17 protein-coding genes and 1 other RNA gene are annotated in these 23,816 nt (G+C 35.1%); 5 read left to right on the top strand and 13 right to left on the bottom strand.

Features of this window, described 5'->3' with window-relative positions; translation table 11 throughout:
* The first annotated feature begins 75 nt into the window (after window positions 1–75).
* Together KO527_RS13000 and KO527_RS12995 are read left to right on the top strand one after the other, a co-directional pair.
* Window positions 76–2,181 (top strand): ATP-binding protein, encoded by a 2,106-nt coding sequence (locus KO527_RS13000; RefSeq protein WP_216040720.1) that lies wholly within the window; start codon window positions 76–78, stop codon window positions 2,179–2,181.
* Between the two features lie 189 nt (window positions 2,182–2,370).
* Window positions 2,371–3,999 carry a DUF4080 domain-containing protein gene (locus KO527_RS12995; protein ID WP_216040719.1) on the top strand — a complete coding sequence of 543 codons (1,629 nt, stop codon included), beginning with the start codon at window positions 2,371–2,373 and terminating at the stop codon, window positions 3,997–3,999.
* 56 nt (window positions 4,000–4,055) lie between these two features.
* Here the strand turns inward: KO527_RS12995 and KO527_RS26405 are convergent, their stop codons facing one another.
* On the bottom strand, window positions 4,056–6,365 hold the full coding sequence (locus KO527_RS26405; protein ID WP_216040718.1) for a zinc-dependent metalloprotease family protein: 2,310 nt from the start codon (window positions 6,363–6,365) through the stop codon (window positions 4,056–4,058).
* A 304-nt stretch (window positions 6,366–6,669) separates the two neighbouring features.
* On the opposite strand from KO527_RS26405, the gene KO527_RS12985 reads away from it, so the two are divergent.
* A complete protein-coding gene (locus tag KO527_RS12985) occupies window positions 6,670–7,458 on the top strand; it encodes a CLCA_X family protein (protein WP_252733700.1) in 789 nt (262 codons plus the stop codon).
* Between the two features lie 230 nt (window positions 7,459–7,688).
* On the opposite strand, the gene KO527_RS12980 is transcribed toward KO527_RS12985, so the two are convergent.
* The 5 genes from KO527_RS12980 to KO527_RS12960 all read right to left on the bottom strand — a co-directional run bounded on the left by KO527_RS12980 (window position 7,689) and on the right by KO527_RS12960 (window position 11,435).
* Window positions 7,689–7,937 carry a hypothetical protein gene (locus KO527_RS12980; protein ID WP_216040717.1) on the bottom strand — a complete coding sequence of 83 codons (249 nt, stop codon included), beginning with the start codon at window positions 7,935–7,937 and terminating at the stop codon, window positions 7,689–7,691.
* Window positions 7,938–7,948: 11 nt separating this feature from the next.
* Window positions 7,949–8,767, bottom strand: a complete 819-nt coding sequence (locus KO527_RS12975; RefSeq protein ID WP_216040716.1) for a CPBP family intramembrane glutamic endopeptidase — start codon at window positions 8,765–8,767, stop codon at window positions 7,949–7,951.
* A 119-nt stretch (window positions 8,768–8,886) separates the two neighbouring features.
* Window positions 8,887–9,594: a LytTR family DNA-binding domain-containing protein gene (locus KO527_RS12970; protein ID WP_252733699.1), complete on the bottom strand. Its 708-nt coding sequence runs from the start codon at window positions 9,592–9,594 to the stop codon at window positions 8,887–8,889.
* Between the two features lie 692 nt (window positions 9,595–10,286).
* An RNA gene (ffs, locus tag KO527_RS12965) (signal recognition particle sRNA small type) lies at window positions 10,287–10,383 on the bottom strand.
* A gap of 161 nt (window positions 10,384–10,544) precedes the next feature.
* Entirely contained in the window at window positions 10,545–11,435 is an 891-nt protein-coding gene (locus KO527_RS12960) for a DUF3014 domain-containing protein (RefSeq protein WP_216040714.1), read from the bottom strand.
* Window positions 11,436–11,525: 90 nt separating this feature from the next.
* Here KO527_RS12960 and KO527_RS12955 point away from each other — a divergent pair, with 90 nt between their 5' ends.
* Window positions 11,526–12,686 (top strand): patatin-like phospholipase family protein, encoded by a 1,161-nt coding sequence (locus tag KO527_RS12955; protein ID WP_216040713.1) that lies wholly within the window; start codon window positions 11,526–11,528, stop codon window positions 12,684–12,686.
* Between the two features lie 10 nt (window positions 12,687–12,696).
* Here KO527_RS12955 and KO527_RS12950 read toward each other — a convergent pair whose 3' ends face one another.
* The gene (locus KO527_RS12950) at window positions 12,697–14,667 is read right to left on the bottom strand and encodes a monovalent cation:proton antiporter family protein (RefSeq protein ID WP_216040712.1); all 1,971 of its coding nucleotides are present in this window, start codon (window positions 14,665–14,667) and stop codon (window positions 12,697–12,699) included.
* Between the two features lie 194 nt (window positions 14,668–14,861).
* Here KO527_RS12950 and KO527_RS12945 point away from each other — a divergent pair, with 194 nt between their 5' ends.
* Window positions 14,862–15,761, top strand: coding sequence for a GGDEF domain-containing protein (locus KO527_RS12945; RefSeq protein WP_216040711.1), 900 nt, complete (start codon window positions 14,862–14,864; stop codon window positions 15,759–15,761).
* Window positions 15,762–15,791: 30 nt separating this feature from the next.
* Here the strand turns inward: KO527_RS12945 and KO527_RS12940 are convergent, their stop codons facing one another.
* The 6 genes from KO527_RS12940 to lpxB are packed head-to-tail and all read right to left on the bottom strand — an operon-like array spanning window position 15,792 to window position 23,752.
* Window positions 15,792–16,130 carry a hypothetical protein gene (locus KO527_RS12940; RefSeq protein ID WP_216040710.1) on the bottom strand — a complete coding sequence of 113 codons (339 nt, stop codon included), beginning with the start codon at window positions 16,128–16,130 and terminating at the stop codon, window positions 15,792–15,794.
* The gene (gene tilS, locus KO527_RS12935) at window positions 16,117–17,469 is read right to left on the bottom strand and encodes a tRNA lysidine(34) synthetase TilS (protein WP_252733697.1); all 1,353 of its coding nucleotides are present in this window, start codon (window positions 17,467–17,469) and stop codon (window positions 16,117–16,119) included. Before tilS ends, KO527_RS12940 begins: the two co-directional genes overlap by 14 nt.
* Window positions 17,470–17,497: 28 nt before the next feature.
* A complete protein-coding gene (gene accA, locus KO527_RS12930) occupies window positions 17,498–18,454 on the bottom strand; it encodes an acetyl-CoA carboxylase carboxyl transferase subunit alpha (RefSeq protein ID WP_216040709.1) in 957 nt (318 codons plus the stop codon).
* A 16-nt stretch (window positions 18,455–18,470) separates the two neighbouring features.
* Window positions 18,471–21,986 carry a DNA polymerase III subunit alpha gene (gene dnaE / locus KO527_RS12925; protein ID WP_216040708.1) on the bottom strand — a complete coding sequence of 1,172 codons (3,516 nt, stop codon included), beginning with the start codon at window positions 21,984–21,986 and terminating at the stop codon, window positions 18,471–18,473.
* 15 nt (window positions 21,987–22,001) lie between these two features.
* Window positions 22,002–22,598 carry a ribonuclease HII gene (gene rnhB, locus KO527_RS12920; RefSeq protein WP_216040707.1) on the bottom strand — a complete coding sequence of 199 codons (597 nt, stop codon included), beginning with the start codon at window positions 22,596–22,598 and terminating at the stop codon, window positions 22,002–22,004.
* Complete coding sequence (gene lpxB / locus KO527_RS12915) at window positions 22,598–23,752, bottom strand: lipid-A-disaccharide synthase (protein WP_216040706.1); 1,155 nt, start codon at window positions 23,750–23,752, stop codon at window positions 22,598–22,600. Before lpxB ends, rnhB begins: the two co-directional genes overlap by 1 nt.
* Window positions 23,753–23,816 lie beyond the last annotated feature (64 nt).

The following is a 23,816-nucleotide window of genomic DNA, read 5'->3' as shown; positions in this document are numbered from 1 at the left end:
CAAAATAATAAAATATCAATTTGCTATACTGCTTCACAATAACTTTTTTTACGTTACATTTTTTATTAATAACTTATGATAAAACTCAGTATTAAAACGCGTATTTTAGTTTTTGTAATACTTTTTGAAATATTTGCATACAGCGGTATTCAATTTTTTAACAAATATATATATAAAAAAGAACTTATTGCGTTAAAACATAAAGAAATACAACAAACTTTTATTGCCAGTACTGAAAAAATTAATAATTTAAGCCAAATTATGGAGCGTAATGTAATCGATTTGGCTATCACTGGAGAGCATTTATATGCTTTAAAACAAGATGGTTTTTTAGATGTTAAGGCGCTAGAGACTTCAGCCGAAAAATTACTTCGCGCTAACTTTTCTAGCTTTCCTCAAGCCATTGGCGGTGGTATTTGGTTTGAACCGTTTGTTTTAGATGAAACAGTTAAGTATTTTGGACCTTATGTTTTTAGGTATGAAGGCAAAGCTAAGTTTAGTTGGGATTTAAACACCCCAGAATATGATTATCATACTCAAGATTGGTATCGTATAGCATCTAACAACTGGGGGGAAAACCAATCATCGGCTAAACCTATTTATTGGACGCCTCCATATAGAGATGATGCAGGTTCTTTTTCTTTAATGATGACAGTTGACGCTGTGATGTTTGATAACAACAAAAACCCTATTGGCATTACAACTGTGGATTGGGAATTAACAACCCTAACGCAGTTTTTAGAGTCTGTTAGCATTACTGAAAACTCTTTGCCTTTTTTAATACACCAAGCAACAGGTAAAATTTTAAGCTACCCAAAAAATCCACAATTAATAATGCAGCAGGTTGAAACTTTACCTTGGGGGCAAGATTTATTAAACACGTCTAAACCTAATATTTTAAATAGCCTTGAAAATATTGTAATTAATCATAATAAATACAATATCTACTTTTATCAGACTCAAAGTGGTTTTATTTTTGGCTCTATTAGCCCTTTAATTGATTTAGAAAAAGAAGCAACTCATATAACTGACATCACTTTTTTAATAGGCAGTGCAATAGGCGTTATATTTATAATACTTGTCTATATTTTAATGCAAATACTCTTTAGACCATTTGATAAAGTTCTAAATTTAATCAAAAATTCAATTTCTCATAAAGAAAAGAATAACGGTATTATTGAAGTTGAGCAGATTGATTACTCAAATAAAAACGAATTCACCCCCATAATAAAAGAGCTAAATAAAGTTTATGAACAAGTATCTAGCTACATGCAAGAGATCTCAAAAAACAATGATAATTTAAGACAATCTAAATACGTAATCGATAAATTAAATGAGGATTTAGAAGATAAAGTAGCGCTAAGGACTAAGCAACTTGCAGATAAAACTCAAGAAGTTTTAACATCACTAGAGCAGCTAAAAAATACGCAGAAACAACTAGTCGAACAAGAAAAAAATGCTTCTTTAGGAAGGTTAGTCGCGGGAGTTGCTCATGAAATCAATACCCCCTTAGGTGTTTGTATTATGTCAGCCTCATTTATGGTTTCTAAATTAAATTGCTTAAACGAGAAGTTTGAATCAGGAAAACTCAGCAAAAATTACTTTAAAATCTGTTACCTTGAGCTTAACGAAAGCGCAGATCTCTTAAGTAATAATTTAAAACGTGCCTCAAATTTAGTCACTAGTTTTAAAGAAGTGGCAGTAGATCAATCTGCAAATGAATTTAGGCATTTCAAACTCTGTGATTACCTTTCTAAAATAATGCGTTCTTTACAACCTAAGCTCACGCAACAAAATATAGATTTAAAATTAATATTTGATGGCGATGATTTTGAAATATTTTCAAATCCCGGTGCTATTTCACAAGTTATCGCAAATATAATAGAAAATGCGTTGAACCATGGATTTAACAAACTTGATTCTGGAGAAATAACCGTAACAGCAACAAAAGAGACTTACCATATCATTTTAAGTGTGTCAGATAATGGTAAAGGTATGAATGATGAAACGCTTAAATGTATTTTTGATCCCTTTTTCACAACAACTCGACATAAAGGTGCTACGGGGCTAGGCATGCATATTGTTTATAACTTAGTATCACAACAATTAAATGGTGAAATTGAATGTGATAGTAAAATAGGACAAGGCACGACTATTATATTGAAATTACCAATAACATAATCAAATATCTTTATTTATAAATTAAAAACAAAGATATACAAAACTACTACTTAGATATAGAGCATAAAATAAGTAAAATAGACCTTTTATGTTTAAGTAGTAAAATCTTAAACATAAATCATATACTGAAAAAAATAGGTTATTGCTGTATTATTACGCTTAGACTATTCAAGACATTTAAGAACCATAATGGCAACCCAACAATTCAATCCTGAACTGATCATAAAGCAAGTAGATGCGACTAAGGAAAGCGCTCCAGCTGCATTAAAGCACAATCCAACTATTAATTTAGAATCAGATGAAAACTCATCTAAAATCGTGCTTGCTACAATTAACGCTAAGTATATTCATGCGAGTTTAGGCTTACGTTATCTTTACGCTAATTTAAAAGATTTACAAAGTAGCTGTGAAGTTAAAGAGTTTGTTATTCAAACTCGCCCTATTGATATTGTTGAGAAAATATTAGAATCCAAACCAACGATTGTGGGTTTTGGCGTTTATATCTGGAACATCATAGAAACAACAAATGTGGTAAGCCTTTTGAAGGTTATCGCACCTGAAATTAAAGTTGTTTTAGGAGGTCCTGAAGTAAGTTATGAAGCCCAAGGACAAACCATAGTTGAATCAGCTGATTATGTATTAACCGGTGCAGCAGAAGTGAGTTTTTACAATTTATGTAAAGACATTTTAAACAACAATGCGCCTGAGCAAAAAGTGCTTACTTCTAAGCCTGTAGCCTTAACAGATCTCGCGTTACCTTATGAATATTATAGTGATGAAGATTTAAAAAACCGCTTACTTTATGTTGAAGCATCTCGTGGTTGCCCATTTAAGTGTGAATTTTGTTTATCATCATTAGACACCGCATCGAACCCATTCGAACTAGAGTTATTTTTAGAAGAAATGGAAATTCTATATCAACGTGGCGCTCGAAACTTTAAATTTATCGACAGAACTTTTAATTTAAACATTAAAACGACAATGCAAATTATGCAGTTTTTCTTAGATAAGAAAAATGATGAACTTTATCTGCATTTTGAAGTAGTCCCCGATCATTTACCGCGCAAGTTAAAGGAAGTTTTAACGCAATTCCCTGAAGGTAGCTTACAATTTGAAATTGGGATCCAAACATTTGATCAGCAAGTTCAAACCAATATTAGCCGTAAACAAAATAATGCTAAATCGAAAGAAAATTTAATTTGGCTAAAAGAAAATACCCACGCCCATATTCATGCTGACTTAATATTTGGTTTACCAGGTGAAACATTTGAATCATTTGGTGATAGCTTCAATCAACTTTATGACTGTAAGCCACATGAAATTCAATTAGGCATTTTAAAACGTCTTAAAGGCAGCCCCATTATTAGGCACACTGAGGCCTTTGATTTACGCTTTAACCCATTACCACCCTTTAATATATTAAGTACTGATCGTGTTGACTTTGCAACTATGCAGCTTATCAATCGATTTGCAAGATATTGGGATATGATAGGCAACTCAGGTCGCTTTAAACATGTACTGCCTGCAATATTAGAAGGTAACCCATTTGAGCACTTTATGTCTCTGACAAACTGGCTATTTGAAGCTACGGGTCAAACTCATCAAATAAACCTTAAAAGACTCTATGAGCTGTTATCACAGGCAGTAGAAGCTTTATTTCCAGAAAAGCATCAAGTTGTCATTTCAAAAATTGAATTAGATTACACTGCGTCTAAATTAAAGAGCCGCTTTGATACCCTGAACCTTTATGCCGGTCAAAAGAAAGAATCAAAGAGCCAAATTAATTTCGTGCAAAGACAAACGCGACATATGAGTTAAATAATACTTAAAATAAAAAGCTTCTATGCTGATTACTGAAACATAGAAGCTTTATATCAATGTTTTGCTGCTTGTATTAATTGTAGCAAGTGCTTACTTGGCGCTAATTCTGGCTCATTAAAATCACGTGTTATATTTGCTTTTTTGGCTTTAAATGGCCAAGGTGGAGAACTTATTTGTAGATAGTCAAATTTAAGCAGTGACCATTCATTATAGTCATAAAGAATATCATCAAACCACGAGTTTTGATCTAAGTCTAATGAAACTGCTGTATTATCAATCTGACCATTACAATTAAAATCAATTGCACCTGAACCTAGCTGTCCAAAACCAACATACTCTTCTATTGCAGATTCAAACATTGGTTGACTTAACCCATGTGAATAATCAATTTTAAACATTAAATAATCTTGCCAAGGGCCATTTGTTAAAGATATAAATTCATTACATTGTGCATCTGGCATATAAGCCGAAGATAAAAATCGATCGCCTTCATTATTTCCTATTTCTGGTAGCCCTGATAATTGATAGAGATAATTCATCACGCTTAAATGGTTAGGTTTATTATTTGTGTAATCAGCACCACCATGATTTAAGCCAAAATTGTGTCCTAATTCATGCATAATTGTACTGGCTTGAATATTAACCAAGTAATTTAGGCTTTCTGAATTAGTTGAATTTAACCCCCAGCCACCTAAAGTAATAATGACATCATCGCCATTAATTTCAGCATAACCAGATGAGCCCGCGGTACCATCATCTAACTGTGAGTTTGCAAATAATAAATAATGAAAAATATTATTCCTAGCTAAATCAAAATAACGACTTTTATACGTTAATACACTAGGAGAGCCATTTATTTTATTAAAATGTGTTGTTTTATTAAAAGGAACTTCTGCTCCTCCATTTAAGTTATATTCATTACCATGCAATGAACCACTATCAAAATGGATTTTCACATTATTATTAGCAAAAGCATTTTCAACCATAAATAATGCAGCTAAATGAGGTTTTAACGCTTCATCGTCACTTGCCATATAATCTAATTCAACAAAAACATCTGTTTGCTCTGGCCTTGCTCCCCATTCATATAGAGGCAAGCCGGAAAAAGTTGTACCTTCAGCCTCATTACAATCTGGGATACCATCTTTATCATTATCAATTTCACAAAGCACATCATTTTTCGCAGCCTGAGTTGGAAAAGCACTTTGCTGCCAAACGAGTTGATTATCCCATTTATTTTTTGCTACAAGATAACTCCCTCCTTGAGCTGACACTTTGAAGTTTTCTTTATTATTAGGGGCTATTGAAGCATTTTGGTTAAACTCAAGAGTATCAATAACCAATTGCCTTTTATCATCAAACAATTTAATCACACCTGTATTAGCCCAATGCATTCGGTGCTCGCCAGTTATTAAAATCCTTTGACCGTTAGCTTCTTTACCGTTTTGCCAATCGCCTTCAAAGTGGTCATTTTCGATTACAATTATCTCGTTTGGTTTTAATATTTGCTTAGGTAATGAAAAACTGAAATCTATAAGCTCATAATCTAATAACGATATCGCTTTTGTTTGTATTTTAATATCCTGTAAATTAACCAGTTCACTTGTATTATTGATTAATTCAATCCATCTAAGGTCAGAATCAAACTCACTTAGTTTCACCTCATTTAAAGAGATATTTTCATACTCAGTTATCAAATCAAGTTCTAAATCATTAGCTAAAGCGTTGCCAAATTGTGATTTTAAGTTTTGAGAAAACCTTATTTTATAACGCGTACTAAAGTTTAAAGGCGCTAATGGTTTTATCTGTATTTGATGTCTATTTTGAGAAAATTCAGCATCAAAATCTATGCATGTTTTGAAATTATCAATAGATAAACTGATATCTGAATTACACTGTAAATTTTGATTCAAGTTGATTGTGTTTGAAATCACGCTATTAAATTCAAACGCAATAAACTGATCTATGGCTATTGGTTTATCTTTTAATGAATTTTCAGAATTTAATAGTTCAAAAGGCCTGTTATCTTCTATTATGAGTTCAATCTGAGCAGTAGTAGATAGCTCACCGTCTGAAACTATCACTTCTAAATAAACAGTATCAAACTGGCCTGAGCTTGATTCAAAACTGAATTTATTACCGCCTAAATGAAGTAAACTGCCCTCAGTATTTAATGTTTTTAAGCTAAAAGATAAACTTTCATTTTCAGGATCTTTTGCTTGAATTGAAAACTCCGTTTTTTGCTCGTAAGAAACACTGAATATCTGATGTTCTATGACTGGAGGTAAATTTCTTTCACTTTGATCTTGGCAACCCAAGAGCAACAACCCAAAACAAACAAAAACAATTACATTTAATTTCACAATACAACCCAATGATTACAACTCACTGTATTTTGACTTTATAGGAACAAAAATCTGTTACCTTTTGTAATTACACAGATCTTAACTGTACAAAACAAACAACACTTAATTACATAAAGAGATTGAAGTTTAATAATTCAAAAAAGGTTTCCCATAATCAGTGATACTGTTATCAAATAAACTGCTCTATTAATAAAGAAGTTCGCTAAATACCAGTGAATTTAGTAAAATTGCGTCGTAAAAAATCTGTTACCGCATAACATAAACTGTCGATTATTACTGACATGTACCTCTAAGGAAGTTCTTGAAGTTAACTAGCTTTAAATACAAAACCCGCAAAGGCCCTGATTATCGTCATGGTGAGAAAATGACGTTTATTGATATTAAAAAGACTTTTAATCTTGGCAATATCCGCATCGGTAAATGGGTCACCCGAGAAGAAAAAGAGCTTGCGGCAAACGTGATTTTTGACTCCTTAGCAGACTTAGCTTTTATACTGGCGCTTCCCCCTGAAGTAATTGGCCTTCGTGGTACTTTAAATTTAGCTTTTGGTACTGGCGGTCAAATGGGAGTTCAGGCACATTATGCGCCTTATCGACGAGAGTTAGCACTTGCTAAAAATGCTGGAGCCGGTGCATTAGCTCATGAATTTTGGCATGCATTTGATCACTATATATCTGATAAAGCTTTTGAAATTGACACTCCATTCAATTCATCAAGTCTTCCATTATTTGCGAGCGATTGCTGGCTAAAAAATAAAACCATAAAACCGCATCCACTTAATGAACGATTAATGGCAATATTTGATAGCGTACTACTCAGTGAAAATGGACTTGATAAAAGTGATTATGTGATTAAAAGTGTTGAGGCAGATCTTGCTTTATCGCAAAGCTATTATGCTCAGCCGACTGAAATGATGGCGCGGGCTTTTGAGTCGGTTATTGAGTATTGCGCTGAGATCAACAACCCATATTTAGTATCAGGCACACTTAAAAATGATACATTGCATCTGTACCCAGACTTAGATCACAGATATAGAATTTATGAGGCATTATTGGCATATTTTAAACCGCTAGGAATAGCGTTAAGCTGACAACTTGAGTGTATAAATGAGTAACAATCTGGATATAAATTAGGTTTATATGAACAGTTAAAAAAGTATTATTATGGTTTAAATACGAATTTTAGTTGTTTGCACTATAAGTTTACATAAAGTGCTAATATTTATTGGTCGGGTTTTGTGAATCAAATCATCCAAATTTTAGGATGATTTGATACGTTATCAGGCACACTGAATTTCAACTTTAGAGCGATTCAGAGCAATTATAAACGACTTATTTCTTGGCTTAAGTCAATATTGCTGTTGGTAACAATTTTTTCAAGCACAATCACTCTATCAGTCAGTATATCTAATTTCTTTTGCATCACTATCGTAGTATTAGTATCGTTTTCTTTTTGCAAAGCCAACAATTTTTGATTGACCTCTGATTTATAATTAAAGTAATTGCGAACAAATATAGCAACTAAGATTGGCGATGTAAGTGCCATCATAACTAAAAACAATTCAAACATAGCTAATATCCTTAGGCATTTTGCGTTGTCGGTGAAGACTGTGGACTTACAGAAGATTTATTTTTCCATAATGAAATAAGTGTTATTTCTCGTTTTTTCCCACGGCGAACAAGCAGGTGTATGTAAACTAAACTTAAGATAATTGAGCTGGCTTTGAATATATTCCCCTCTAAGTCTCCCGCCGCACCGCCAGACATACCGAATATTCCGTAAGCTGCATTCATAAAAATATGCATCCACACAGGAAACCAAATACGATAACCTGCTTCACAAAACAGCCATGCAAACCAAGTACCTGCTACTGAGGTTATAGCGAAAGCTGCAAAGGCGGAAAGCGGATCATGCCCTTGATATATATGTCCCAAGCCAAAGATAATTGAACTAATTAATGCTGATGGTATAAATCCTAAGCGGCAGTATCGAAATAAAACCCCAAATAAGACCGCCCTGAAAAGAATTTCTTCAAATACGCCCGCGTATACCGAGCCAACAATTATTCCCGAAAGAGAAAAATTTAATCCACTACTTAAGTAGGCGTAACCTAATGTCATTGGTAAGCAACAAACTACAGCCGCCAAAAAATAATGCTTAAACCCTTCTGTTTTTAGCCCCAAAATTTCTTTAAAAGTAACCTCTTTAAATAATAAACTTGCTACCAACACCAAGGGACTGTATTTAAATAAATAGCTGGCTGGCGTTAATAAAAGGTGAGACTTCTGATCCAATACTGATAAATATTCACTCCATCCATCTCCCCAAAAGTACTTCATAACATAGTGACAGAATATAAAGGTGGTTATCATTATCAGTGTATTAAATTTATTATTCATATGTACCTTCTTAACTAAACTTTTAAATTTCGAGTTAAGCCTGACTAATGTTGAATTTAAGATCTATAAATTAGGGAGGTTCGACTTAAAAAGGTATTGATAACAATAATTTGGGGTGATTAACAAGCTTCAGGGGCTAATGACAAGGCTTCTTTTATAGTTTCTACATAAGCTCGAGAGACAGGTACGGTAACACCCAGGGATTTCATGGTTAATTTCAAACCACCAGCATTGCCCGTACTAAGTTCAACTAATGCAAGGTTTACCGCATAAGAGCGATGACAACGGTGTACCAATGATTTTTCTGGTAGTTGTTTTATTATACTTGTGAGTGAACTGCGTAATAATGTGTGGCTGATGTTGTTGTCTTTCATAATGGTAAACTCACAGTAATTATCAGCAGACTTTATAAATAAGAGCTGAGATAAAGCTATTTGCAAGTTATCGCCTTTATTATCTCCCGTTAAGGTTAATAATTGAGGTGATACGAGTTCACTATTAGCTAAAGTTTCATTTTTAATATTTGTTGTGTTTTCAGCTTCAGTGACTTGTGGTCGCAAAGTCGTATTTTTTGCATGAAGATTAACAAGAAAAATAAAAATGATCGGAAACAAACCTATAGCCAAAGTATAGAAAAAAAATAACAATTGATTTTCCCAATACCACCCCCCATAGATAGCAACGACAAAATAGCTATGATTAAACACCGAAGTTATGCCGATATAAATACAAGGAATAATCATCAAGCGGAATCGATTGTTGATTTTTAGACGAGTTGAGCCTATCTCTAATGCCCCAGATAACAACAGAGCGCAAAATGTTACCAATGCATAACCCGAGAGTCGAAGAAACTTGAAGGGAATTGTATGGTTATTGGTACCAAAAGGTTGAAATACAAATAAAACGAATAAGGTAACACTGGAAAAGAGTACCGCCCGCTGGACCATTATTTTTCTGGACGCTAAATCATCCTTCAGCCACAGAACCATTATTTATAATGCACTTTGAAATGAAATTAGTAGGAAAAAGAACATATATTAATTATTAATCGATTGTTTTAAGAAATTTACCTGATAAAGATCATAAATGATAGTATTTGTAGTTACTCTCCTTAAATTTAGAAAGTGGCTATCTGGCAGAGAACAAAGTACTTGCAACTTTCGTCAATATTCACCACGTACCAACATTAAAAAGTCGCCACTATTGAGTTTCATTAAAAAATTTAAATTTCAAATTATTAACCCACAAACACGACTAAATAAAAATTTAGATAAAACTTAAATTCTCAAAATTCATTGTAAACTACTTAGAGTTGATGTCAGCTATGGCGGCATAGTAGCCTGTCAAAATGAAGACTATTCTACTTATTTAGAACGTTCAAGACAGCCCAAAGTGTTATGGGGTTAATGCTAGCAATGTAGGAAAAAAGCATTTAAAACAAAGTAAAAAATGAAATTACATTTATGTTTTGTGAAAAATCATGGTGAAAACTACATAGAAGGGGAATATTGGGTGGCAGTCTTACCAGCCACATCCCGGCACACAAATCATCCGCTGTGGCTGCTCCCTTCCGGGCCTGACCAGGTTCACGAACTATTGTTGCGAGAGGACCAATAAGACTACCATAGAGGGTCTTGTTAGACGCGGAGTGATTATCACTATTTATAGCGGGTATATCAAGTTAAAACTTTAAAAATATGTTTGTTTGCATGGTAAACATACAAAAATGAGTCAGCTGAGTATAAAACTCAGCTGAATTTGAACTATTGGAGAATTATTATTCTGAAGTTTCTAAAAACGTTTTAATGCCTTTTAAAGCACTTTTTACTTTTTTAACATTTTTAGCGCCCATTCTTAATAATTGCTTTTGCGCCTCAGGAAGTTGCTCCCACTCTGAATAAGCATATTTATATACTACGCTTTCACTTAATAATGGTACATTACCTGTTACTATCGGTGTTGTTAATACCATATCTATCGCATCAAAAACCGCATCGTCAAAATCTCGTTCTTGATAACCTATCTCTTCATATGCTTCATCAAATAATGGTTTATATTCTCTATAAAAGTTCACTGCTTGTTGTGGTGTCATACTGGTAAATAGCTCAACAAAAGGCGTATAACGGTCATAACTTTGTGGCGCGATAGTTAAAATATCACCTTCTACAACAGTAAAACTCGCTTGTGGCTCAATAATAGGGCTGTGTTTTTTAGCAATTTTACCTTTACCAATATTATCAACATAAACTACAAAACGTCTGATCATGTCATCTTGTACAACCAGTTTTAGAGTTTGTTTAGCAAAGTATTGAGATAACTGAGTTTTAACACTCAAGTCACTATCATTTAATTGCGGCAATGTTTTTACAGGTTCAACTTCAACTAAATGCAAGTCTGGTGTTTGTGTTAATTCAGGCTCAATTTGTTCAGTCAAACCTTGATTACTTTGCTCTTGCTGCTGCTCTTCTACATGTTCAACTATTTTTCTTTCTTCAACTTCCGCAGCTGGCAGCGCAACGGCTACAGGTTCTGTAACGTCTTTTGAATTTAACGATGTAAATAATTTAAAGCTCGCACCAATAATTACGATTAACATGATTAATAATGCAAACATGTAAATTCGTTTTTTGGTTACGTTAGAGCCTTGTTCTACATTTTTTTCTGTCATATTTCACTCATATACAAATAAACAATTTCTTTTTAATTCAATATCTTCTAAATTAAAGAAAATCCCCTAACAAAAGCTGATTATGCCTATATGATAAAAAAAGCAACTAAGCATAATATTGTGCCAGCAAATAAAACGGCCTTGTTATTGACCGGAGGTGGCGCACGAGCAGCTTATCAAGTTGGCGTGCTCAAAGCTATAGCAACAAAGTTACCACGTAACTGCCCATCCCCTTTTGGTATTATAAACGGAACATCAGCAGGTGCAATCAATGCAACGGCTGTTGCAAGTTATGCTTCTTGTTTTCACCTAGGCGTAAAAAAACTAGAGTGGGTATGGAAAAACTTTAGCACAAATCAAGTTTATCATAGTGACTTACGCCATGTTTTTGGCCATTTATTTTCAAATATCCTAGGTAGTTTTCAGTCTGATCATTTAAATCATTCACCAGCAAGTCTGCTTGATAACCAACCTTTAAGAGCATATTTAAAAAGTGTAATGGAGCTAAAAAGAATAGATAAAAATATTGCTAATGGTTATTTAAGAGCGCTTTCTGTCACGGCCTCAAGTTATACCAGTGGTGAATCTGTAGCCTTTTACCAAGCTAAAGATACAGTACCGTGGAAAAGAGCTAAACGTTGTGGAGAGCAATCTCAAATTAATATTGAACACTTAATGGCATCAAGTGCTATTCCGATGGTTTTTCCAAGTATTAAAATAAATCAAGCTTACTTTGGTGATGGCTCTATTCATCAACTTTCACCATTAAGTCCACCCATTCATTTGGGTGCCAATAAAATATTTATCATAGGTGTCGATCAACCTACAGATAATAAATACTTAGGATTTCAACCCCACTACCCGGGTATTTCTAGTATTGCAGGTCACTTATTAGATACGATATTTTCTGATACTTTACATTCAGATATCGAAAGACTTGAACGCGTTAATCGTACTGTTTCATTATTGCCCGCAAGAGATAAACATCAAGAACTAAAGCGAGTAGAAACTTTTGTAATTAATCCCTCTAAAAACTTTAATGCAATTGCGTGTGAACATTACGATAGAATGCCTTTTGCTATCAAAATGATTTTGAGATTAATTGGGGTGAAAGCGCATTCTGAATCAAGCTTAACCAGTTATTTATTATTTGAAAAATCTTATACTCGACATTTAATTGAGATCGGATATGAAGATGGATTAAATCAAATTGATGAAATTTTAGAGTTTTTAGATATAAAGTGTGATTAGGCTAGCAATGTTAATCCCCTTCAAGTAAATATCTTTCGACTCTTTCTACTTTTCTTGGTTTGCCCCTTATCACTAAAATATCTTGGCTTTGTAAAACCATATCAAGTGCTGGCTTTGAAATTTCTTTACCTTCTCGGCGTAAACCCATTATATCAACGCGTTTTTTATCTAGCGCTAACTCTTCTAGACTTTTATTAATAGCAAAAGCATCATCTGAGAGTGCGACTGCATGTAAATGTTCTAACCTTTCTATTGAGCTAGGTGGTAAATCTGAATTTTCTCCTGGAAAATAGCCATGTAGTATGCCGTACCTATTTTTACGCTCTTGTTGCACCCTACGTAGAATACGTTTAACGGGAACTCCTGACATAAACAATACATGAGAAACCAGCATTAAGCTGCCCTCTAAAGACTCAGGTACTACCTCAGTAACACCGGCATCTTTTAATTCGGCTAAACGACTATCATCTTTCATCCTTACTAATATTTTAACAGTCTCACTTATACTTTTTAGTACACTTACAATTGCAGTCGACTTATCATAATCAGCAAAGGTGATGATAACTAACCGGCTATTTTTTACCCCTGCGGCATTTAACACTTCTTTATGTTTAACATGACCAAAATGTACGTTTTCTCCGGCTGCTTGCGCTTCCCTTATACGAACAGGATCTAAATCTAATGCAATATAGGGGATTGCTTCTGTTTTTAAAAAACGCGCAACTGTTTGCCCTACTCGACCAAAACCACAAATTACAACATGCTGTTCTAATTCAGATTTAAAGGTCGGCTTTTCATCATGTTTATTTTTGTCCTTTTCTTTACTCGACAAAACCTTAGCTATTTTTTGATTGTTATCAATTAAATTAGGGGTAATTGCCATTGATAATACACCTACAGCAATTAATAAAGACGCATATGACGAGGCTATTATTTGATTCTGTAAAGCCAGTGCAATTAAAACAAAACCAAACTCACCCATTTGGCATAACATTAGCCCAGTCGACCACGCATCCTTTTGACTTTCGCCCATCATGCGAGCAAGCACTTTAATCACTAAACACTTAATTAAAATGAGCCCTACTAAACCTAAAATCACCCAATTAGCATTCATAAATACGAATGCCATATCAAGTTGCATACCTACAGTTACAAAAAATAATCCCATTAAAATATCACGAAACGGTCTGATATCCGCTTCTAACTGATGCCGATATTGACTTTCTCCAAGCATAATGCCGGCTAAAAATGCACCTAATGCCATAGATAAGCCAAAGAAGTGTGTCAATGCGCTGGCAAATAATGTCACTAATAAAGTCGTTAAAACAAATAACTCATCAGTTCTCACTTGAGCAACCGCATTAAATACCCGCGGTAAAATCCATTTACCAATTGCCCACAACAGTCCACACACTAATGCGCCTTTAGCAAGCGCAATTAAAAGTGCAACAACTAATAATTGCTCTCCTTCACCTGCTAATAAAGGTAATGCGATTAATAAAGGCACTACAGCGATATCTTGAAATAACAATATGCCAATTGCTAATTGCCCTCTGCGAGTATGTAATTCGCCAGACTCACTTAATTGCTTAACAACTATCGCTGTTGATGAAAGTGCCAATAAACTGGCGATACTGAATGCACTGAGCCAATTAGTGCCAAAAATTATCGCAACTAACATAATTAAAAAAGTAGAGATCCCGACTTGTGCCGAGCCTAAGCCAAATACAATATGCCGCATAGCAACAAGCTTAGGGATTGAAAACTCTAAGCCTAACGAAAACAATAAAAATACGATACCAAACTCTGCAACTAAATGAATTTCTTGATAATCTGTGATCCAACCCAAAGCATGGGGGCCTGCAAAAATACCCGTCGCTAGATAGGCTAAGATAGGTGGTAAATTAATTCGTTTGAATACCCATACGAGCAATGCCGCAATAACTAATAAACTAAAAATTTCAGTAAAAACACTCTGCAATTATTAAATCCCTTATATTTTTATTAATCTAAATATCGGTTTTATTTATCAAATATAGCAAGTAATTGTTTTAATTCTAGTTATCATATTATTTCTATCAAAATATTTAATTATTGTGATTTTTGGCACAATACCTGCTTCATAATTTTGTATTAATTAAACCCTTATCGCAATTCCATTAACGGAGAATACAAGTGGAAAATGTACATGTTTTAACACACGCTTCTTCAACTAGAGGACAGTATTTGCCTCCTACGGCTAATTCTTACCGCTCTACAAATGATGAGAATGTTCATAGTTTAGTCGCTCAACTTCAAAAAACCTTAGAGCTGGATAAACTTATCAATATTTTTTCATTCGAAGCGGCAAAGTTATTACAGATAGCGGGCCTACAGTTTCATAGTATTGATGGCGTTGTCGAAATGACAGGGAGTAAAAATTTAGGCCAAACTGTTTCTTTTGATTTAGAAATTGAAAATGAGAGATTGGGGCAATTAGTTTATTTTACTAAAAAGCCGATTAGTATTTTCCTTAAAGAGAAACTCCATAGGCTGCATTGTGTACTTGTTTACCCTCTTAGAAATGCGCTTATGTTTTACCGTGTTAAAAAGTTAGCAACAAAAGACATATTAACAGGCTTAAGCAATCGCAGTCATTTTAATGACTACTTAAGTAAAAAATTAGACCGCTGTCGCCGACATCATAGACATTTTGGTTTAATGCTATTAGATTTAGATAACTTCAAACAAGTAAATGATACCCATGGGCATTTATTTGGCGATCGCGTTTTAGTACAATTTTCAAAGCTGTTACTTCAAAGTATTCGTGGCATTGATACCGTATTTCGATTTGGAGGTGATGAATTTGCTATTTTAGTCGATGATAACCAAGAAAATGCGTGCAATATTATTGCAAATAGAATGCAGATACTAGTTCATCAAGATGCGCTTTTAGCAAAACATCAAGTAACAACTAGCATAGGTTTCACTTTAGCTAAGGTCAGTGATGACCAAGTGTCTGTGTTTGAACGTGCTGATAAAGCGTTATATAAGGCTAAAAATAATGGTCGAGATTGCTTTGAAATTATGAAATAAAGGAGCTTGTCCTTTATTTCATATAAGATTTTATTTTTTCTCAGTTAAACCATAAAGCATTAACAATGCTGAAGCACCGATAAAATAAGCGCTGACTAATTGAAATAAAGAAATAAAATTAGGCAGACTTGTCATTATTATAGCAACTAGTGGGCTCAACAAAGCCATGACAAAAAAGCTGCCACCCTTACCTCGCCAATAAAATAATAAAAATAGAGATGTCAGTTTGCCTGCAATCACACCATTTATAATGGCAAATAAAAATACTTCACTTGAAAAACATAAAATACAAATAATAATTAACGATATTATTAATCCTATATAAGCTTTTGAAATGATTGACTTTCCGACTTGATCACTTGTTCTCATTTAAAATATCTTCTTTTAATTGCCAGAATACACCTTGTTCTTGTGCATAGTCATCATTAATAAAATAGCCAACGACTTGTACTAACACATCATTATAATAAATCTGCGGCACAACAGCACGCTGCCAAGGCGGTACTTTTGCATCTTTTAACCAATGCTTAACGGTATTGCTACCCGGTTTATTGCTCGGTTTAATTCGTACTTTCAAGTTAGAAAAACGCACACTCAATTTTTCATCAGGTTTAATATCTCTAATGCCTTTCCCTTGGTATTTAGCCAATGAATTACCATTACCTAGTAAAATGGTATCTGAATCACAGTCGTACACATCTAAAGTGGGTTCACATTCAGCAACAATATAAAGCTCATTACGAAACCTTTGTATTGAGTGATTACCTAGTACGATATTAATTTTGGCATCAATTTTAGCATTGACGGCTTGATTTAAAATTTGCTCTAAAATGACTTTTGATGGCATTAATAAATTATGTTTACCAAGCCAAAACCTCACTAAATTTGCTTGCCTTGCAAAAGACAGCGAAGATAAAAAGCATACAGGTAATGCATTATCACCTTTTGCTTGAGATGCGTAATAAGCTTGTTCTAAATCTGATTGTGATATTTCATCTATTAAACTTTGCTGCTGCTGTAATAACTCGACACTGCGCGATACACACGAATTAAAACCTCTAAATCGCTCATTTAATTGAGGCACAATATCATGACGTAAGTAATTACGGTCAAAGCTTTTATCATCATTTGATTCATCATTAATATGTTTAATAGCAAAATCGGTTGCAAAGCTTTCTATCTGGGCTCGGGAAATATTCAATAATGGTCTTAATAAATAACGCCCTTGTTGTGTGCTTAAGCTTGCCATGGCACTTAAACCCGCTAAACCCGAACCTCTTTTTAATTGCAATAAAAAAGTCTCAACCTGATCGTCTTGATGTTGTCCTAATAAAATAACACTGCTGGCGTCTGATAGCTCAAATAAAGCGAGATATCTTTGTTCTCTGGCAACGGCTTCTAAACTTTGCCTGGTCTTTTTTTTAACTTCAACTTGGGCAATTTTCAGTGGTATATTTAGTTTTTCACACACTTGAGCGCAAAATAGCTGCCAATCTTTAGCATTATTACTTAGGCCATGATCAACATGAATCGCACTTACGGATATATCGGGATTGTCTTTTTGAAAGGTATTGGCTAAATGAAGCAAAACAACTGAGTCTACTCCACCAGACAAAGCCACAGTCAAAGAGTTTGAATGTGGCTTTATAGTTTTCAGCTTTTTAAAAACAACATTGCTGAATATTTTATATATTTTAGAAGCTTTCATAAAAAGACTGCCCTAAGCAGTCTATTCATTAGCAATAACCGAATGACATTAAACGATCATATCTTTGCTCAAGCATTTCATCAGTAGAAAGCGCTTTAAGATCAGATAAATCACGTTTTAATTGTGCCTTTAAGTTTTTAGCCATGCCTTCATGGTTGCGATGTGCGCCACCCATAGGTTCATCAATAATATTGTTGATTAGGTCTAATTCTTTAACACGATCTGCCGTTACACCCATAGCTTCTGCAGCTAAAGATGCTTTTTCAGCGCTTTTCCAAAGAATTGACGCACAACCTTCAGGAGAAATTACCGAGTAAGTGCTATATTGCAGCATGTTTACACGATCACCCACACCAATTGCTAATGCACCACCAGAACCACCTTCACCAATAACAGTACAAATAGTTGGCACTTTAAGGCCAGCCATTACTTTAAGGTTTTTCGCAATTGCTTCACTTTGACCGCGCTCTTCAGCGCCAACACCTGGGTATGCACCTGGCGTATCAATAAAAGTGATAATTGGCATATTAAAACGTTCAGCCATTTCCATTAAGCGTAATGCTTTACGGTAACCTTCAGGCTTTGGCATACCAAAGTTGCGTTTAATTTTTTCAGCTGTATCACGACCTTTTTGATGACCAATAACCATAACTGGTTCGCCATCTAAACGTGCAATACCACCGATAATTGCAGGATCATTTGCAAAAGCACGATCACCACACAATTCATCAAACTCAGTAAATATATGATTAATATAATCACGTGTATAAGGACGTAACGGGTGACGTGCTAATTGCTGCACTTGCCACGCGCCTAACTCAGAAAATATTTTTTGAGTTAGCTCTGTACTTTTGTCTTTTAAGCGACCTACTTCGTCTTCAAGACTTAGATCTAACTCACCAACGTTACCAATACTACGTAATTCTTCAATTTTTGCTTCCAATTCTGCAATTGGAAGTTCGAAATCCAGATAATTGAGACTCATGCTCTAAAAGACCTAACTAGTTAAATTCTAAATCTATATCTTGCGCCGCCAATTGACCTAACCTATGTAATAAGTCGTCACTTGGCGTCACACACCATTGCGTTCCTAATGAAAGCTCCGAAATTATATCCGGCCGTTCATATTCTATAATGATAGGACAGGTGCCATATTTATAAGGTTCAAGTACATTTTGCAATTTATCGAAGAACTTACCATCAATATCCTGCATTTTAACTTTCATTTTTATATTTCTAATGCGCTTTTCACGCACCTGTTCTATCTTGCACACTTCCCGAGCCGTCATTGTAAGGCCTCCGGAGAAGTTATCAAAGCTGACCTGTCCAGATATCACCAAGATATTGTTATTTTGTAACAATTCTTCGTAAGTTTCAAACTGTTCGGGAAAAAAACGTACATCCATACGCGCACTTTTATCATCTAATGTGATTAAGCCCCAACGTTTTCCTTTTTTATTAATCAAAACTCGAGTGCTTATCACTAAACCAGCCGTAGTTGTCATCACATCACGTTCAGTTGGCTGCAAATCAACTAATCTACCGCTAATATAGTGTTTTAACTCTTTTCTATATTGATTAATTGGGTGGCCTGTTAAATAAAGGCCTAAAGTTTCTTTTTCACCTTCTAACCATTCATTATCAGAAAAGCGTGGGACATGTACAAATGCTTGCGCAACATCTTCAGGTTCAGTTGCTAATAAACCAAATAAGTCATCTTGTCCTAAAGCCTGAGCTTTATTGTGTTGCGTCGCAGACTTTATTGCATCAGGTAAACTGGCAATTAAAGTTGCACGTGCACCTTGTATTGCACTTTTATCTTTAGATTTAGGTAATTTAGGACCTAAGCTATCTAAAGCACCTGCCATGATTAATTTTTCAATAACACGTTTATTCAGTCGTTTTTGGTCGATATTAGCACAAAAATCAAATAAATCTTTGAATTGACCGATTCTGGATCTGGCTTCTAAAATTGTATCTACAGGGCCTTCACCTACGCCTTTTATGGCACCTAAACCATATACAATTTGACCTTGTAAATTAACAGTGAATTTATATAAACCACAATTTACATCAGGTGGTAATAAAGGCATGTCCATATTTTCACACTCATCTACCAGTGTGACTATTTTATCTGTATTATCCATATCGGCCGACATTACTGCGGCCATAAATTCTGCAGGATGATGGGTTTTCATCCAAAGTGTTTGATAAGAAACAAGTGCATATGCAGCTGAGTGAGATTTGTTAAATCCGTATCCGGCAAACTTTTCTACCAAATCGAATATCTTCATGGCCAGTTCGCCATCTACACCATTATTAACCGCGCCTTCTTCAAACGTTGCACGCTGCTTTGCCATCTCTTCAGGTTTTTTCTTACCCATAGCACGACGTAACATATCGGCGCCACCTAGAGAATATCCAGATAATACCTGTGCAATTTGCATTACTTGTTCTTGATATAAGATGATACCGTAAGTAGGCTCAAGAATTGGCTGTAATGACTCATGTTGCCAAGTTTCATCAGGGTAAGAAACCGCTTCACGGCCATGCTTACGCTCAATGAAGTTATCTACCATGCCTGATTGCAATGGTCCTGGCCTAAATAGTGCTACCAAGGCGATCATATCTTCAAAACAATCTGGCTGAAGCCTACGTACTAAGTCTTTCATACCACGAGATTCCAATTGGAATACCGCGGTTGTTTCAGCCCTTAGTAATAAATCTATGCTTTTTTGATCATCCAATGGGATCGTTGCAATATCAACTAACTCTTTATTTTCTCGAGCTAATCTTTCATTGGTCATATCCAGGGCCCACTGCAGAATTGTCAGTGTTCTTAGGCCTAAGAAATCGAATTTTACCAAACCAGCTGTTTCTACATCATTTTTATCAAATTGTGTAACTGGGAACTTACCTTCGTCATCACAATACAGTGCTGCAAAGTCTGTAATTGTTGTAGGCGATATAACAACACCACCGGCATGTTTACCGGCATTTCTGTTACACCCTTCAAGAATACGACACATGTCGATAAGCTCTTTTACTTCATCATCGCCATCGTATGCTTCTGGTAATCTTGGCTCTACTTCAAATGCTTTTGTTAAAGTCATACCAGGGTCGCCTGGTACTAATTTTGAGATCCGGTCAACAAAACCATAAGGGTGACCTAATACGCGACCTACATCTCGTATTACCGCTTTTGCCGCCATAGTACCAAAGGTGATGATCTGAGATACAGCATCTCTACCATAAAGCGCAGCAACATGATCAATTACTTCATCACGTCTATCCATACAGAAATCGATATCAAAATCCGGCATAGAAACACGTTCAGGGTTCAGGAATCGCTCGAAAAGTAAGTCAAACTCTAATGGGTCTAGATCGGTAATTTTTAGTGCATAGGCCACTAATGAACCGGCACCTGAACCACGACCAGGACCTACAGGAATATTATTATCCTTACTCCACTGGATGAACTCCATTACGATCAGGAAGTAACCTGGGAATCCCATTTTATTTACAACATCAAGCTCAACTTTTAGTCTATCGTCATATATACCGCGTTTTTCTTTTCTATCTTCTTCATCAGGAAAAAGCGTCGCTAAACGTTCTTCTAAACCATCTATTGATACACGAACTAAAAAGTCTTCAATTGAAAGACTTCCCGTTGGATAATCCGGTAAAAAGTACGTGCCTAACTGAATTGTTACATTACAGCGCTTTGCAATTTCTACTGTATTTTCGAGTGCTTCTGGAATATCAGAAAATAGTTCAGCCATTTCTTCAGCTGTTTTGAAGTATTGCTGTTGGGAGAATCGTTTTGGCCTACGTTTATCATCTATGGTAAAACCATCGTGAATAGCAACGCGCACTTCATGAGCATCAAATTTTGATGGTTCAATAAATACAACTTCATTTGTCGCTACAACTGGCAAGCCTGTTTGATTAGCATGATGAACAGCTTTATGTAAATACTCTTCTTCTTGTGCTCTTGAGGTTCTAACTAGCTCTATATAATAATGATCTGGGAAATGGGTTTGATAAAAATCAGTGATAGACTCAATACTCTCAACTTGATTTTTAAGTAGCGCTTTACCTAAGTCACCATCTTTAGCCCCTGATAATAAAATTAAGCCTTCTTTATGTTCAACCAACCATTCTCTGTCGATCATGGCACGATTTTGAACATGACCTCGTAAAAAAGCCTCAGAAATCAGAACCGTTAAATTTTTATAACCAACATTATTTTTCGCTAAAACGGTTATTCTACAAACTTCATCATCAAATTCCGGTGATTGTAACCAGAAATCAGCACCTACAAGGGGTTTTATGCCAGCACCATGTGCTGCACCATAAAAACGAACTAAACCACATAAGTTCATTTGATCTGTAATAGCCAAAGCCGGCATATTCATTTCAGCAGCTTTAGCTACAATAGGTTTTGTTTTACCTAACCCATCAACTAATGAAAAATCACTATGGACACGTAAATGAACAAAATTGGGTTGAGTCATAATCGAATAATGATCCTATTTAGCCTGCATTTCTATTATTTTTTTAACGGGTTTAAAGCTTTTTCTATGATGCTCAGTAATACCGTATTCTTCAAGTGCAGCTAAGTGCGCTTTCGTTGGGTAGCCTTTATGGCCTGCAAAGCCATATTGTGGAAATTCTTTATCAAGCTCAATCATTTCATTATCACGGGCCACTTTAGCTAAAATAGATGCCGCACTTATCTCTGCAACTAAGCTATCACCTTTAACAATCGCTTGTGCTGGAATACTAATATCAGGCAAGCGATTACCATCAATAAATACAAATTCAGCTGGTATCGCTAAACCCTCAACTGCGCGTTTCATTGCTAGCATAGTAGCATGTAAGATATTAAGCTCATCAATCTCTTGAATATTTGCACGTTCAATGCAATAACATAATGCTTTTTCTTTAATTTCAATCGCTAATGCTTGGCGCTTTTTATCAGTTAGTTTTTTTGAATCAGCTAAGCCTGCAATCGGTTTATTGGGATCTAAAATAACAGCGGCAGTAACAACGTCACCTACTAAAGGTCCTCTACCGACTTCATCTACGCCTGCAATTAATTGTGTATTAGGACGTATTATTTCCATTAGAGATCACCGTTATTAATTAAATTTAGCACTGCTTTTGCTGCCTCATTACTTGCATCTAGTCGTAACGCTTTATGCATGGTCATGAATGTTTCTTTTAACTCGCTCTGATCTTCCATTAAATAAGGCGTTAATTTTTCAACTAGGTTCTGTGCAGTTAAATCTTTTTGAAATAATTCAGGAACCAACGCTTTATTAGCTAATAAATTAGGTAATGAAAAATGCTTAATATCAAATGTAAAAAAGGTATTTAATAAATGATATGTCAGTGGTTTGAGTCTATAACCTACGACCATAGGCTTTTTAAAGAACATCGCCTCTAAAGTCGCTGTGCCGGAAGCTAATAATATGGCATCAGCAGATTGCATTGCTTCACGAGATTGTCCATCTAGCATAATAAAATCAAGCTCTGGCGCCAGATTATTAGCAAATTCAGAGAATTCGGCTTTTCTTTTATCATTTACAAATGGCACTACAACTTTTAGCTCTGGTATTTTTTGCTTTAATAATTGTACAGCTTCAATGTACGGCTCGCTAAGTACTTTGACTTCAGATCCTCGGCTACCAGGTAATAAAGCCAATACTTTGTCTGTATGAGATAAACCGAGTTTGTCTCTCGCTCTGCTTTGATCAACTTCTAGTGGCAACTCATCAGCCAGTGTATGACCTACAAATTGGCAAGGTACTTGGTGTTCATCATAAAATGATTTTTCGAATGGTAATAAAGCTAATACTAAGTTTGTTGCATCTGCAATTTTAAATATACGTTTTTTACGCCATGCCCAAACTGAAGGACTCACATACTGAACTGTTTTGATACCCGCTTCTTTTAAAGGTTTTTCAACTCTTAAATTAAAGTCAGGTGCATCTATGCCAATAAATACATCCGGTGGATTATCAGTAAAATGCTGAACAATTTCTTTTTTTATTTTAAGTAAGCGCTTTAGTTTTGGTAGGACTTCAAAAATCCCCATTACAGCTAACTCTTCCATCGCAAAATGAGAATGGCATCCAAGGGCTTTCATTCTTGGACCAGCAATACCTTCGAACTGTACATTGGGGTTTATTGCTTTAATGGCTTTAATTAAACCTGCGCCTAAAATATCGCCTGAATGTTCTCCGGCAATAATGCCGATACGTAATGGTTTTGTCACTGTTTTGAGTTCTTATATAATGGTCTGAAATGAATCATTTCGTGGCTTGTTGTGAGGATGGCCC

Source organism: Pseudoalteromonas sp. C2R02 (assembly GCF_018860845.1).
GTDB lineage: Bacteria > Pseudomonadota > Gammaproteobacteria > Enterobacterales > Alteromonadaceae > Pseudoalteromonas.
The sequence above is the reverse complement of the archived record's forward strand: the minus strand, read 5'-3'. Positions and strand labels throughout refer to the sequence as shown.

Coding starts and splice junctions, on each gene's coding strand:
- KO527_RS13000 (WP_216040720.1), top strand. CDS start 76: ATGATAAAACTCAGTATTAAAACGCGTATTTTAGTTTTTGTAATACTT.
- KO527_RS12995 (WP_216040719.1), top strand. CDS start 2,371: ATGGCAACCCAACAATTCAATCCTGAACTGATCATAAAGCAAGTAGAT.
- KO527_RS12980 (WP_216040717.1), bottom strand. CDS start 7,937: ATGTTTGAATTGTTTTTAGTTATGATGGCACTTACATCGCCAATCTTA.
- KO527_RS12975 (WP_216040716.1), bottom strand. CDS start 8,767: ATGAATAATAAATTTAATACACTGATAATGATAACCACCTTTATATTC.
- KO527_RS12960 (WP_216040714.1), bottom strand. CDS start 11,435: ATGACAGAAAAAAATGTAGAACAAGGCTCTAACGTAACCAAAAAACGA.
- KO527_RS12955 (WP_216040713.1), top strand. CDS start 11,526: ATGATAAAAAAAGCAACTAAGCATAATATTGTGCCAGCAAATAAAACG.
- KO527_RS12940 (WP_216040710.1), bottom strand. CDS start 16,130: ATGAGAACAAGTGATCAAGTCGGAAAGTCAATCATTTCAAAAGCTTAT.
- tilS (WP_252733697.1), bottom strand. CDS start 17,469: ATGAAAGCTTCTAAAATATATAAAATATTCAGCAATGTTGTTTTTAAA.
- accA (WP_216040709.1), bottom strand. CDS start 18,454: ATGAGTCTCAATTATCTGGATTTCGAACTTCCAATTGCAGAATTGGAA.
- dnaE (WP_216040708.1), bottom strand. CDS start 21,986: ATGACTCAACCCAATTTTGTTCATTTACGTGTCCATAGTGATTTTTCA.
- rnhB (WP_216040707.1), bottom strand. CDS start 22,598: ATGGAAATAATACGTCCTAATACACAATTAATTGCAGGCGTAGATGAA.